The organism is Pseudomonas sp. IT-P176, from assembly GCF_949767245.1.
In the GTDB taxonomy this organism is placed as follows: Bacteria; Pseudomonadota; Gammaproteobacteria; order Pseudomonadales; family Pseudomonadaceae; genus Aquipseudomonas.
The window spans coordinates 128,845-142,007 of sequence record NZ_CATKPN010000057.1; the positions used below are offsets into that span (position 1 = coordinate 128,845).

General features: G+C 62.6%; 11 protein-coding genes. All 11 read right to left on the minus strand.

The window, feature by feature from the left end:
* Nucleotides 1–81 precede the first annotated feature (81 nt).
* A complete protein-coding gene (locus tag ACM6IP_RS17045; protein ID WP_414861925.1) occupies nucleotides 82–1,038 on the minus strand; it encodes a glycosyltransferase in 957 nt (318 codons plus the stop codon).
* 85 nt (nucleotides 1,039–1,123) lie between these two features.
* The gene (locus ACM6IP_RS17050) at nucleotides 1,124–2,527 is read right to left on the minus strand and encodes a PIG-L deacetylase family protein (protein ID WP_401129706.1); all 1,404 of its coding nucleotides are present in this window, start codon (nucleotides 2,525–2,527) and stop codon (nucleotides 1,124–1,126) included.
* Between the two features lie 8 nt (nucleotides 2,528–2,535).
* The gene (locus ACM6IP_RS17055) at nucleotides 2,536–3,432 is read right to left on the minus strand and encodes an antimicrobial resistance protein Mig-14 (protein WP_414861926.1); all 897 of its coding nucleotides are present in this window, start codon (nucleotides 3,430–3,432) and stop codon (nucleotides 2,536–2,538) included.
* Nucleotides 3,432–4,562 (minus strand): glycosyltransferase, encoded by a 1,131-nt coding sequence (locus ACM6IP_RS17060; RefSeq protein ID WP_159993358.1) that lies wholly within the window; start codon nucleotides 4,560–4,562, stop codon nucleotides 3,432–3,434. Before ACM6IP_RS17060 ends, ACM6IP_RS17055 begins: the two co-directional genes overlap by 1 nt.
* Nucleotides 4,546–6,303 (minus strand): carbamoyltransferase, encoded by a 1,758-nt coding sequence (locus ACM6IP_RS17065; protein ID WP_095169632.1) that lies wholly within the window; start codon nucleotides 6,301–6,303, stop codon nucleotides 4,546–4,548. Before ACM6IP_RS17065 ends, ACM6IP_RS17060 begins: the two co-directional genes overlap by 17 nt.
* 619 nt (nucleotides 6,304–6,922) lie before the next feature.
* On the minus strand, nucleotides 6,923–8,365 hold the full coding sequence (locus ACM6IP_RS17070) for a lipopolysaccharide kinase InaA family protein (RefSeq protein WP_414861927.1): 1,443 nt from the start codon (nucleotides 8,363–8,365) through the stop codon (nucleotides 6,923–6,925).
* Nucleotides 8,365–9,117 carry a lipopolysaccharide kinase InaA family protein gene (locus ACM6IP_RS17075; protein ID WP_095167147.1) on the minus strand — a complete coding sequence of 251 codons (753 nt, stop codon included), beginning with the start codon at nucleotides 9,115–9,117 and terminating at the stop codon, nucleotides 8,365–8,367. The genes ACM6IP_RS17070 and ACM6IP_RS17075 overlap by 1 nt, the downstream gene beginning before the upstream one ends.
* Nucleotides 9,117–9,923, minus strand: coding sequence for a lipopolysaccharide core heptose(I) kinase RfaP (rfaP, locus tag ACM6IP_RS17080; protein ID WP_159993352.1), 807 nt, complete (start codon nucleotides 9,921–9,923; stop codon nucleotides 9,117–9,119). Before rfaP ends, ACM6IP_RS17075 begins: the two co-directional genes overlap by 1 nt.
* Nucleotides 9,923–11,044: a glycosyltransferase family 4 protein gene (locus ACM6IP_RS17085; RefSeq protein ID WP_095167149.1), complete on the minus strand. Its 1,122-nt coding sequence runs from the start codon at nucleotides 11,042–11,044 to the stop codon at nucleotides 9,923–9,925. Before ACM6IP_RS17085 ends, rfaP begins: the two co-directional genes overlap by 1 nt.
* Entirely contained in the window at nucleotides 11,044–12,105 is a 1,062-nt protein-coding gene (gene waaC / locus ACM6IP_RS17090) for a lipopolysaccharide heptosyltransferase I (RefSeq protein WP_095167150.1), read from the minus strand. Before waaC ends, ACM6IP_RS17085 begins: the two co-directional genes overlap by 1 nt.
* Before the next feature lies 1 nt (nucleotide 12,106).
* The gene (gene waaF, locus ACM6IP_RS17095) at nucleotides 12,107–13,141 is read right to left on the minus strand and encodes a lipopolysaccharide heptosyltransferase II (RefSeq protein WP_414861928.1); all 1,035 of its coding nucleotides are present in this window, start codon (nucleotides 13,139–13,141) and stop codon (nucleotides 12,107–12,109) included.
* Nucleotides 13,142–13,163 lie beyond the last annotated feature (22 nt).

Consider the following 13,163-nt stretch of genomic DNA (forward strand, 5'->3'; position numbering starts at 1 on the left):
TTGAGGCACTGTTGGACCCCAACAGTGCCTGGTCATTGCCAGTTATAGTTTCAAATGCTCTCAAACGCTTGGAATACCCGGTCAAATACCCAACTTCAGGCGAATTCGTTCGACCAGGCTCAAGGCCGCGCGCGGTCTTAGCGGGGGCTGGAGCTCTTCGACGATCCGCTGGCCGACCCGCGCAAAACTGAACTGGCTGACGGCCAGGTCCCGGCCATTGCGGGCAATGCTGGCTGCCAGCCCAGGATCGGCACGCAGCAGCGCAAGCTTTTCCTGCAACTGTGCAATGTCACGATAGAACACGATGTTGTGCATGTCCTGCAGGCCCAGCGCACGGCTCTCGGCCTCGCCCTGGTCGAAGGCCAGGAGCACGCAGCCGCAGGCCATGGCTTCGAAATTCTTGATCATGAACTCGCCCATGCCGACATCGGCACTGACGAAAAAGCGGATCCGGTTGAGCGTATCGCGATACTCGTCACCGGACTTGGTGCGAGTCACCACCAGCGGTTCGACACTGGCCAACTCGTCGAGCAATGCCTTGCGCCCACTGTAGGCAACGCTGTTGGTACTGCCGACGAAGGCCAGCTCGATATCACGCTCCCGGCCCTGATCCTGCAACAGGCTCTGGTCATAGCCCTTGGGCACGAACACCGCGTCGAAGCCCTCCTGGCGCAAGCGCTCGGCAACCACGAAGCCGGAACTGATGACCCGTGCCCACGGTACGCGGCGGTAGTGCGCACTGAACTTGCCGGTGTATTTGCAAGGAATGTAGTTCTGGTAGGCGTCGTGTTCGAGGATCACCAGGTTGGGGATGGTGCGGATAAAACTCGCCTGGCGGATTTCCTGCTTGAACCGCAGGAAAAACACGATGCGGTCATAACGCGTCACATCCACTTCACGACGGAAGTAGCGGCGCAGGTTGCGCTGTTCGTCACTGCTGAGCCACCGCAGGTCGCATTCACAATGATCGGCCACGCCTTCATACAAGCGGTCGAGAATCGCCCGCTGTTCTTTCTGCACCAGAAATAGAACCTTCATCGTTTTCCTTGCAGTGCAAGCCAGCCCAAAAAAAGTGCAGAGATTAACCCACGATCTCAGTAGAAAGATGTCCCGCAATACATAATTACAAACGCCAGAACAGCTCGTGGCGACGCACTGCCTTGCGGAAAAACTCGTTTTCGCCATAGGGCGAACCCCGACGCCCTGCCAGCCAGCGCTGCAAGCCACGGCGCAAGCGCCGCTTGAACGGTGCGCGGGGCTGCAGGTCATGCATCATGCCCAGCGCCATGGCCTTGTCCCGCTGCTGTTCGAGCGACAGGCTCAGGCAATACGGCTGCAGCACCTGCGACCCGTCGAACACCGGCGGCAAGGCAATCCCGGCACCGGAGTCGCCCATGGGCCAGCGATCGTTGTCGTGCAGGTGATTAGCGTAGCCGAGCAGTACCGAGGGCTGCCACTCAAGCCCCTGCAACGCCTCCAGCACCGCTTGCTGGGCACAGATGTGGTCAGGGTGGGGATCGAGCGAGCTGTGGGGCAGCACGATCACCTCAGGGCGCGCCTTGAGCAGGACTTCGCGCAGGTCGGCCAGCAGATTGTTCCAGGTCGGCTGGCCGTCGAGGTCGCCCGGCAAGGTAAACGGGTTGAACCGGCGGAAGGCGCGGATATCGCCCAGTTCGGCCTCGCGGGAGGCCACCGGCTGTTGCGGTGCCGCCTGCATGGCAGGCAACTGCAGGCAGAAATACCCCAACTGCACGCAGTGCGCCTCGGGCACACCGGCCCAACGGGGCACCGTAATACTGTCCCAGGCGCGCAGACGGCCCTTGAGCCGCGATGCCTGGACCTTGTCCAGGCCCATCGCCTGATAATGTTCGGCTTCGATTTCACCGGCCGTCAGGGTAACGATCCAGGTCTCGGCAGCCTGGCTGTACAGGCCGAATGCGGCGAGTTCGGCATCATCGGCATGGGGCGCAATCACCATGACCCGCTGCTGGCGGTAGTCCGGTTGTTCGATCGACCACAGCAGCGGCTCCCCGGCCAGCCGGCAGAAATGCCCACGCAAGCGCAACTGACCGGCAGACAGAACCTGCGCCTGGCCACTGAGGTTGAGGTAACGCAGGCCACTGACCCCGCGTTCGAAGACTTGCCGATCCGGCTGATCACCGCCAGCCAGCTCGACCACCGGGTCGAAAAAGCGCCCCAGCCAGGTGCTCTTGACCTGCACGGCCAGGACCAGCGTGGTGTCGTCCGCCAGGATCACGCCCTCATCCAGCAACAGCCGGTCCCCGTCCAGGCGAACCTTGGGCTGCGGGGTGTACGGCGGGAAGCTGTAGACGTAATCGTCCTTGGGCGAATAGAACAAATGGTCGGCGAACCAGGCCTCGTGGGCGACCCAGGCCAGCACCGCCAGCACCAGCGGCACCCACCAGGCCAGCAGCACGCCGATGCCGACCAACAGCACCAGAGTGATCAACAGGCCGATGCGTTTGTTGCGTCGATGACGCTTGAGCAGTTGCTGCTTGCGACTCATGGGCTGGCTCATACAGTGAAGACGGGCACGGGATTGCACCAACGGTCCTTGTATTCACGATCTGCGCGACCAAACGAAAAGCGCAACGGCTTGTCGACTGCCCGCGCCTGCTCCCAGGCACTTTGTGTGTTGAGAAAGCTCAGCACGCTACCGGGGCTGAACTCACGGGTCTCGGGGTCGACCCCGCCATTGATGTACTCGACGCTGATCCACTGCGGCGCTTGCACCCGGTACACCAGCTGGATCGCAATCGGCGCATCGTTGAGGAAGATCACCGAACCGATCAACAACTCGCGCAGCAACTCCAGCACCTCGCTCATGCGCGCCGCACCCGTGGCTGGGAAACCCCAGCGGCGCTGGAACAGATCGCAGTAGATAGCGGCCAGTTCGCTGCTGGAAAACTCGCTGACCGGCCGCACCACGCCGCCCGCCTCTTCCAGCAAGCGCAGTTCACGGCGCTGGTTGTAGCGAAATTTCTTCGACAGTTCTTCGGGTGTGCGTGCCATCGCCAATTGCTCGGCTTGCAGCCTGAGGCCGGTGAAACGACCTTCATTGAGCGCCGACAAGTAGCGGGCACGATGGCGCAGCACGGCTTGGGCATCAGGGGCGGCCGGCAGAATCAACTCGGCATTGCCGAGGTCAAACAGACCTTTCTTGCCATGACGCTTGAGCACATCCTTGGACAAGGCCAGGTCGCGGCCCCAGGTCGGGATCGCCGCCTGCAGCTCGCCGCCCTGCTCCCAGGCCAGGTAACGTACGGGAATACCGGCCAGGTCAGCCAGGCGCTCGACCACCAGCGGGTGAGTCGCGACGCTGCCCCCCCAACGTTGCCAGGCGTCGCTATAGGTCGACGCGTCGACAACGGACCAGCCGCGTTCGCGCCAGCCTTGAAATCGGTTGAGCATCAAGCCCTCGTCGTCAGATCAATGACAGGCGGCAGACGCCAGAACGCCTCGCGTACCGCGCGATCGGAAAATTGCTGGCGCAGGCGCTCAAGCATCAGCTCGGCGCACAACTGGCGCTCCCGCTGGTCCATCCGGGCCAGGTGTTGCAGTCCTTGCGCCAGGTGCTCGGCGTCGCCCAGAGGAAACAGGATACCGACGCCTTCGACCACTTCCTTGGCCCCGCCACACGCTGTAGCCAACAACGGCACGCCGGCCGCCATGGCTTCGAGTAGCACCATGCCAAAAGGTTCATGGTCGGAGCTCAAGGCAAACACATCAAAGGCGCGGAAGTAGCGACGCGCTTCAGGCACTTGGCCGAGGAACAACACGCGATCGCCGATCCCCAGTTCGCGGGCCAGTTCCTTGAGGTCCTGCTCCAGGCGGCCGGTGCCGAGAATCGCCAGTTGGCTATCGACCGGCAAGCCTGGCAAAGCCTGGGCAAAGCCGTGGAGCAGCGTGGCCTGGTCCTTGTCCGGGTGCAGGCGGCCAACGTTGCCGACCACCCAGGCATCCGGCGACAGGCCCAACTCTTCCCGCGCCTGGGCGAAGGACAGCTGGCTGGCCTGCAAGGCGTCGACATCGATACGGTTGTAGAGCGTTTGAATGCGTGCTGCCGGCCATTTCGGCAGGCAGCGGCGCATGTCGTCGCGCACCGCGTCAGAGACCCCGAGCAGGCTCAGACGCTTGCGGAAAATCTGCGCAAACAGCTTGCGCGTACGCCGCTGGTAGTCACCAAAGGCGTGGTGCACGCCAATCACCGGCAGCGCCGTGGCGAGCAAGGCGATGTAGATCGGCTTGAACCGGTGGGCGATACAGAAACTGAACTGGCGCGACTGGGCGATCTTGCGCAGATCGGCAATCGCGCCCAGCTTCAGGCCACGAATGGCCTTGGAGCTGTATTCCATGAACAGCACTTCGTCAGACGCGCAGCCGGCTGCGACTTCGGCATCGGCCACCCCGGTGAGGAACACCGTGGTCACACGATAACCGGAGCCCGCAAACAGGCTGGCGTACTGCCGGGCGCAGTCCAGGAACGGCCCGTCATAGCCGTGACAGAACTGCAGGACATGGCGCTCAGCCGAGCGTGTCATAAGCGTCCGCGCCGTCTTTGACCACTAGAATGTCTTCCATGATCAAATACTGTAGATCGGAACCGAAGAACATGTTCAGCGCGTCGGTCGGCGAGCAGATCATCGGTTCGCCACGACGGTTGAGCGAGGTATTGAGCGACACACCGTTGCCGGTCAGCACTTCCAGGGCTTTCATCATGTCGTAGTAGCGTGGGTTGTATTCACGCTTGAGCACCTGGGCACGGGAGGTGCCGTCTTCATGGACGACTTCCGGCACGCGGGTCTTCCACTCTTCAGCCACTTCGAAGGTGAAGGTCATGAAGGGGGCCGGGTGATCAATCTTGATCATCTGCGGCGCCACGGTGTCGAGCATCGACGGGCAGAAAGGCCTCCAGCGCTCGCGGAACTTGATCTGGTGGTTGATCCGGTCAGCCACGCCAACGGCGCTCGGGCAACCGATGATCGAACGACCACCAAGGGCACGCGGACCGAACTCCATGCGCCCTTGGAACCAGGCTACCGGGTTGCCATCGACCATGATCTTGGCGATGTTTTCCGGCATGTTCTCAAGCTTGCGCCAAGCAGGCTTGCTCGGGTGACGGGCACACGCGGCGATCACGTCTTCGTTGCTGTACGAGGGGCCGAGGTAGACGTGTTCCATCTTCTCGACCGGTACGCCACGGGCGTGGGACACGTAGGCAGCAGCGCCAACTGCGGTACCGGCATCGCCGGATGCAGGCTGCACAAACAGCTCTTTGACGTCGTCGCGGGCGATGATTTTCTGGTTCAGCTTGACGTTCAACGCACAGCCACCGGCGTACGCCAGCTTGCCGGTTTCCTTGAGCACATCGCCCAGGTAGTGGTCGATCATCTGCAGCGAAATTTTTTCGAACAGCGCTTGAATGCTGGCGGCGTAGTGGATGTAAGGCTCGTCGGCGATGTCACCTTCGCGCTTGGGACCCAGCCACTCGATCAGCTTCGGCGAGAAGTAGTAACCCTTGCCCTTCTCTTTATAACGACGCAGGCCGATGACGTTGGCGTAGTCGGTGTTGATCACCAACTCACCGTTTTCGAACGAAGCCAGGCGCGAGAAATCGTATTTGCTGGCGTCACCGTACGGCGCCATGCCCATGACCTTGAACTCGCCGTCGAGCATGTCGAAGCCGAGAAACTCGGTGATCGCGCCATACAGGCCGCCGAGGGAGTCCGGATCGAAGAATTCCTTGATCTTGTGGATCTTGCCGTTTTCGCCGTAACCGAAGAAGGTCGTGGCGTACTCGCCCTTGCCGTCGATACCCAGGATCGCGGTTTTCTCTTTGAAACCGGAGCAGTGATAAGCGCTGGAGGCGTGGGCCAAGTGGTGCTCGACCGGCTCGATCTTGATTTTCTTCGGATCGAAGCCCAGTTGCTCCAGGCACCAGACGATCTTGTTGCGATAGCGCTTGTAGCGACGGTTGCCCATCAGGATCGCGTCAAGTGCGCGATCCGGGGCGTACCAGTAACGCTTGGCGTACTGCCAGCGGGCCTTGCCGAACAGGCTGATCGGGGCGAACGGGATCGCGACTACGTCAACGTCTGAAGGTTTGATACCGGCCTGTTCCAAGCAGAACTTCGCCGATTCGTAAGGCATGCGGTTCTTTGCATGTTTATCGCGTACGAAGCGCTCTTCTTCAGCAGCCGCGACCAGCTTGCCGTCGATGTACAGCGCTGCGGAAGGATCATGGCTAAGGGCGCCGGACAGGCCAAGAATCGTCAATGCCACAGGGGTCTAGCCTCTTTAGTCTGCATGCAGGCGACGTGCGCCTGGAAATAATGTGTCCCCGCACCAAGGCGAGAAACAGCTAAAGGGCGAGATTATAGCGTAAAGATGACGGGCGGCGAGGACTGCGTCCTCGAACGCAGCCTCGCGGGCTCGACAGCTGCTACGGGGGGGTTGGGGTATTGCCGGGATCTATGGTGTAGCGGAGATCGCCATCGCGGGCGAGCCCGCTCCCACAATGGTCGGCGTCGCTTAACTGATCGGCATTAGCCGCCTCGCCTGCTTTTACCACTCAGGCCGACTGTCAGGTCGCCGTGCTCTTGATCTTGATCCACCCGCCCCATCGGCAGGCTGAGCGAAGGTGTCCATCCGGGGGGAGGCGCGTAGCGCCGTGCGGCGAAGCCGCATGCATCGAGAGGAGGTGCAGCGAAGCAAACCGGAGGCGATGCCCCCGGATGGATACCGTAGAGAAGGTACCCCGAGCCTAGGCGAGGGGCCGTACGCCTGGGGCAAGCGTTTTTTTGGTTACTTTTTTTAGGCGCTTGAAAAAAAAGTGACCCGCCGTTGGGCGGAACCCTAAGCAGCCATCACCGCAGCAACGGATATACCCCCAAAAAAAGAGTCACACCACCTGCTTGGGCAACCGCTGATCAATCACCCGATACAACGCCGACCCCTCACCCCAATTACGCATGAACCGCGCCCGATCCCGCGCATAAGCCGGCGCAAAACTACTGAGTGAAGCGTGCTGACACATCGAATCCAGGTCAATCAACGACCAGCGATCCCGGTCCCAGAACAGGTTATGCCCCTTGAAATCCCCATGACTGATGCGCTCGGCGATCAACTCGGCAAACAGTTGATCCAGCGCCACCAACTCAGCCTCAGGCGCCTCGCCACTTTCCACATAGGGCGCAAAACGCTCAATGATGTCCGGCCCCGGCAGATACTCGGTGATCAGGTAGGCCCGGCTGCGCAGCCAGAAAAACCGTTTTTCCAGCAACGCCAGCGGCTTGGGCGTGGCGATGCCGAGGAACGCCAGGCGATTGCCCTCGCGCCAGGAATGCCAGGCGCGGCTCGGACGCCAGAAACGCTTGAGCCAGTGGGCAAACCCCTTGATGTTGTAGCGTTTGACCACCAGCGTACGACCACCCACCTCAACCTTGCCCACACTCGCCGCGCCGCCGGTCTTGTACAGATGCCCCTGGTCGAGCAAGGCATCGGCCTGCTCCAGCACCGGCAACATGGCGGCCTCTTCGTCGCGGCGAATCGCACGCAACCCAAAGGCCCCGCGCTGCACGGCGAACAGCGAGCACTCACGGCCAACCTTGATCAGGTAATCCTTGAGTCGCCAGCTACGAATCTTGCGTACCTGCTTCTGCAAGGCTTCGAGCGGCAACGCGTGCTCGCCATTGCTCAGCAGGTAATGCACCAGCAACTCTTCGGTGAACGGCTCCAGCGTCTTGGGCAACTGGGCAAAAAACACCCCGAGGTTTTCCAGGACCTTTTGCCGCGACAACGGCTGCCCCGCGGTTTCGGCATGAATCCCGGCACCGTCGATCAAATACAGCCGACCACCGTGGCGCAGCAGATTGTCCAGGTGCAGGTCCGATTGCCACAGGCCCTTGCTGTGCATCTGGCCAATGGCGGCCAGCGCCTCGGCCAGCACTTCGCTTTGCTCATCCGCCAGCACTGGCAGGGCTTCGACCTGTTGCCAGGCGTCGCCCAGGCTGTGCGCACCCTCCAGCAGTTCGAACAGCAACCAGCCGCCCTCGCCTTCTTTCAGGCCGTCAGCCAGCAACAACGGGGTGGTCAGGCCTTGGGCCGCGAGCAGGCGCACACCGTCCAGCTCACGCTGGAAATGCCGCGCCGCCTTGCGGCCCACCAGCAACTTGGCCAGCACCGGACGCCCGCGCCAGACCCCGGCCCCGACATAGCGCTGGCCTGGCAGCACCCGCAGCAGACTGAGCAGTTGCAACTGCGCCGGGCCCGCGGCATCGGCCAACTCCAGGCTCAACGGCAGTTGTGGGGTGCGTCCGGCGTTTTTCAGTTCAGACAAACGCATCAACGCGTCCCCTTATGACTGCGTCGAGCGGACAAGCGCTGCAGCCAGGCATCCACCAGCGCACTGTCGGCGGGTTGATCCAGGTACGCCGCCAGCAAGCTGCGCACATTCTCGGTGCTCCAGACCGGCGCTCGGCGCAACAACGGCTCCAGATCCTTGACCCGGTCGCGCTGGCCAAACAGCAGCGGGCGGGTTTTCTCCAGGTCAATCAGTTGCGCCCGATAGCCTTCGCCATCGGCCTGCAAGAAGATGTGCTTGGGATAAAAGCAGCCATGCACCTGGCGCACGCCGTGCAGCCGCCGCGCCAACAAGCCGCAGGCGCGCAGGATCGCCGCCTGTTGCCCGGCGCTGAGCTGCGGCCATTGTTGCAGCAGCGCATCCAGGTCGTTCCAGCCATCCAGCGCCCGCGTCAGCAGGATCGCGCGGACTTCGCCGGCGACTTTGCGCTCGCCAAAGAACACCGCCTCCAGCGCCGGAACCCCCAACTGCCGGTAACGACTGATGTTGCGAAATTCCCGGGCAAAGCTCGGTTCGCCGAAGGGCCGGTGCAGGGTCCGGGTCAGGTAGTTGCTCTGGCGCTTGAGGTAATACCCCTGGCCGTCCAGGTCCAGGCGGAACACGCTGCTCCAGCCCCCGCCCGAGGTGTTGGGCTCGTCCACCGCTTCCAGTTCCCGCGCCCACAGCGCATCGAACGTGGCAAGCCCGTGGCGTTCGAACCGCTCGCGGTCCTCGGCGGCTAGAAAATCAGTCATCAGAGCGCATCCCCATAGCGCTGTTTGCGCTCGTACAGTTTGTTCGCCTTGCCCTCGAGCCAGGCCAGCAGCGAGGCTTCTTCACGCAGGATCTGGCGCAACGGCAGCAGGAAATAACCCTTGAGGAAACGCAGCTTGTCGCGGCGAGTCAGGCCGATGTCCAGCGCCGAGAAGTACAGCGCGGCCAGGTCCTTGTTGCGCCAGCGCCGGGTGATCGCCGGGCGGGTCTGGGCCCGATGCAGGTCGATGATCGAGAGCTTGAAGTCCTCAGCCGTGACCGGCTTGTCGGTGTGCAGCAGGAAATGGCAGATATAGCAGTCGCGGTGATTGACCCCGGCGCGGTGCATCATGCCGGTCATGCGCGCCACTTCGGCAATCAGCGCGCGCTTGAGCCGGGGCTCCGGCGCTTGCCGGGCCCAGTCGATACTGAAGTCTTCGAGGCTGACGGTCGGTGCCAGCTCTTCGGTGATGATGAATGAATGCTGGTCAGCGGGGTTGCTGCCTTTTTCGCCATAGGCCACGGCGGTCATGGTCGGCACCCTGGCCTCGTGCAAGCGCTGGATCGCCCGCCATTCCTGGCCAGCGCCGAGCACCGGCAGCTTGGCCGTGAGCAGGTTCTTGAAGATCTCGCCCCAGCCGATACCCCGGTGAATCTTCACGAAGTAGCCGTTGCCAGCGACTTCGGTGCGCAGGGTGCGGCGCGCTTCGAGTTCACGGTAAACCTCGCCCTCCAGGCCTTCGACGGCGCTGAACGCATCGCGTCCGGCCCACAGGCTCTTGAACGGTTCGGCCAGAATCAACTTCATCAGTGTTGCTCCGCCAGAATCACATCCGCCGCGTGCTGCGGCATGCTGTAAAGGTCGGCCGTGTCAGCGAAGGCCAGGCCATTACGGCTCCAGGCCGCACGTGCGGCATCATCGCTCAACATGGTCGTCAGGTACTGCGTGAGTTGCGCCTGCTCGAAGGGCTCGTCCAGCACCAGGCCGCAGTCGGCCTCGGCGATGTAATGGGCATAACCGCACACCGCGCTGACGAGCACCGGCAACCCGGCCACCAGCGCTTCGAGCAGTACCGTCCCGGTGTTTTCGTTGTACGCCGGGTGGATCAACAGGTCGGCACCGAGCAGGAACCGCGGGATATCACTGCGGCCCTTGAGGAACTGCACATTATCGCCCAGGCCCAGTGCGGCACTCTGCAACTGGAATACTTTGGGGTCATCCTGGCCAATTACAAACAGCCGCGTGCGTTTACGCAATTCGGCCGGCAGCGCGGCCAGGGCCTTGAGACTGCGGTCAACGCCCTTGGTCTTAAACCCGGAGCCAATCTGCACCAGCAGCAACTCGTCGTCGGCCAGGGAGAACTCGCGGCGAAAGTCCGCGCGAATTTCGCCGGCATTCGGCGGCGCGCGCCGGTCCTGGGCAATGCCCGGCGGCAGCAAGTGGAAGCGCTCCAGCGGGGTGTCGTAATGCTTGATGAAAAGTGGCTGCTGGACTTCGGAGATCATCAGCACTTCGGTTTTCGCGTCCTTGGCGAACACCGCGCGCTCATACTCGGCGAAATGCCGGTAGCGACCCCAGCGGCGGTACAACGAATTGCGCAGGTTCTGCGCCTTGTCCTCGAAGCAACCGTCGGCGGCGTAGTAGACGTCCAGGCCAGGCATCTTGTTGAAACCGATCAGGCGGTCCACCGGGCGCTTGGCCAGGTCCTCGGCCATCCAGGCGCTGAGTTTTTCATTGCGCCGATGGTTGAAGAACGCCTTCACCGGCGCCACCAGCACTTCAAAACCCGGCGGCACGTCGCCTTCCCAAATCAGCGTGTAAACGCGGATCTGGTGTCCGCGCTGCTGACATTCCAGGGCAATGCGCATGAAATCACGCTGCAAGCCGCCAAACGGGAAATATTTGTACAGTACAAAAGCCAATTGCATCAGCGCAGCTCCTCAGCCATTAACAACGTGCTCAGTCGGCTCGCGACACGCTCGGGGTTCAGGCGAGTGAAGCACAGTGGCCACTCGCGCTTGAGATCAAACCGACGCTGGTCTTCAGCCGTCGGTTGGTAGGTACATTTCTTTTGCATGCACGGCGCACAGGGGAAATCACTCGCCATGTGCACCTGGCTACGACCATAGGCGCCCGTCAGGCCCGGGTTGGTCGGACCGAACAGCGACACCGTCGGCACGTCCAGCGCCGCGGCCAGATGCCCGAGGCCGGTATCCACCGCCACGCAGGCTTGCGCGCCGGCCAACACCTTGGCGACGCCCGCCAGGTTCAGCTTGGGCAACACCTCGGCGTTGCGCAGGCCCTGGGCGATACGCTCGGCGCGCGCCTTCTCGGCCGGATTACCCCACGGCAACTTCACCGCCATGCCCAGGTGCCCCATGCGCTCGGCCAGTTCGCGCCAATAGGCTTCCGGCCAGTGCTTGGTGTCCCAGGTGGTGCCGTGCAGGAACAGCACGTACGGATTCTTGCGCGGCAACTCCACCAGGCGCTCGACGTTCAGGCCGTAGTCGCCCAGGCCTTTGGGTAAGTCGTAGCCCAGGGCCACGGCGAACAACTGGCGCAAACGCTCTACCGCATGTTGCCCACGGGCCACCGCCAGGCGCCGCGAGTAGAAGCGCGCCGCCAGAGGCTCGCGGGCCGAGTGTTTGTCCAGGCCAGCCACCGGTGCCCGCACGTAACGGGTCAGCAAGGCACTTTTGAGCAGGCCCTGGGCATCGATCACCAAGTCGTACTTGGTCGCCTGCAGGTTTTGCTTGAAGCGCTTGAACTCGCCGCTCTTGATGGTCTGCCAGAGATTCTTGCGCCAGCGACGGATCGCCACGGGAATCACCTTGCCCACCGCCGGATGCCAGGTGGGGATTTCGGCGAAGCCTTCTTCCACCACCCAGTCGAACTGGATGCCGGGGATCGCCCGCGCAGCGTCGGTCAGCGCGGGCAACGCATGGATCACATCGCCCAGCGAAGAGGTCTTGATCAACAGTACCCGCAACTTAACGAACCTCGACCACAGTGCCCTGCAACCGCTGCAAGGCATCGTTCACCGCTTGCGGCATCAGCTGGCGCAGGCAGTTGTAATGGCCGAAGCGGCAGGCGCGGTCAAAACACGGGCTGCATTCGATGCCCAGGCGCACGATTTCGACGTGCTCGGCCAGCGGCGGGGTAAAGCCCGGCGAAGTCGAACCGTAGACCGCCACCAGCGGACGATTCAGCGCCGCGGCCACGTGCATCAGCCCGGAGTCGTTGGAGACCACCGAGTCGGCGCAGGACAGCAAGTCGATGGCCTCGGCCAGCGACGTGTCGCCACTGAGGTTCATCGCCTCTTCCCGCAGCCCGGGAATCAACCGGGAACGGATCTCTTCGCCGACCGCGTGATCGTTCTTCGAACCGAACAGCCAGACCTGCCAACCCTCGCGAATCTTCGCCTCGGCGACCTTGGCGTAATGCTCGGAAGGCCAGCGCTTGGCCTCGCCGAACTCGGCCCCCGGACACAGCGCCAGCACCGGGCGATCGAGGGTCAGGCCGAACTTGGCCAATGCCGCCTCGCGGGTCACAGGATCGATTTGCAGGCTGGGCCGTGGATAAGGCGTCGGCAGTTCGGCTGCCGGCTCATAGGCCAGCGCCATGAAACGCTCGATCATCAGCGGGTAGCGCTCTTTATCCAGCGTGCGCACATCGTTGAGCAGACCGTAGCGAAACTCGCCACGCCAGCCGGTGCGTTTGGCGATGCCGGCAAAAAACGGTACCAGCGCCGACTTCAACGAGTTCGGCAGCAGGATCGCCTGGTCGTACTGGCCGGCCAGAGACTTGCCGATCCGCCGGCGCGTTGCCAGCTCCAGCGCGCCGTGGCCGAGCGGAAAGCTCAAGGCCCGGCGCACCTGGGGCATGCGTTCAAGGATCGGCCGGCTCCACTCCGGGGCCAGCACGTCGATTTCGCACTGTGGATGACGCTGCTGCAGACACATGAACAGTGTCTGCGCCATCACCATGTCACCGACCCAACTGGGCCCAACGATCAGAATTTTCATAGTTATCCACAAACGAATAGGG

Coding starts and splice junctions, on each gene's coding strand:
- ACM6IP_RS17045 (WP_414861925.1), bottom strand. CDS start 1,038: ATGAAGGTTCTATTTCTGGTGCAGAAAGAACAGCGGGCGATTCTCGAC.
- ACM6IP_RS17050 (WP_401129706.1), bottom strand. CDS start 2,527: ATGAGTCGCAAGCAGCAACTGCTCAAGCGTCATCGACGCAACAAACGC.
- ACM6IP_RS17055 (WP_414861926.1), bottom strand. CDS start 3,432: ATGCTCAACCGATTTCAAGGCTGGCGCGAACGCGGCTGGTCCGTTGTC.
- ACM6IP_RS17060 (WP_159993358.1), bottom strand. CDS start 4,562: ATGACACGCTCGGCTGAGCGCCATGTCCTGCAGTTCTGTCACGGCTAT.
- ACM6IP_RS17070 (WP_414861927.1), bottom strand. CDS start 8,365: ATGCGTTTGTCTGAACTGAAAAACGCCGGACGCACCCCACAACTGCCG.
- ACM6IP_RS17075 (WP_095167147.1), bottom strand. CDS start 9,117: ATGACTGATTTTCTAGCCGCCGAGGACCGCGAGCGGTTCGAACGCCAC.
- rfaP (WP_159993352.1), bottom strand. CDS start 9,923: ATGAAGTTGATTCTGGCCGAACCGTTCAAGAGCCTGTGGGCCGGACGC.
- ACM6IP_RS17085 (WP_095167149.1), bottom strand. CDS start 11,044: ATGCAATTGGCTTTTGTACTGTACAAATATTTCCCGTTTGGCGGCTTG.
- waaF (WP_414861928.1), bottom strand. CDS start 13,141: ATGAAAATTCTGATCGTTGGGCCCAGTTGGGTCGGTGACATGGTGATG.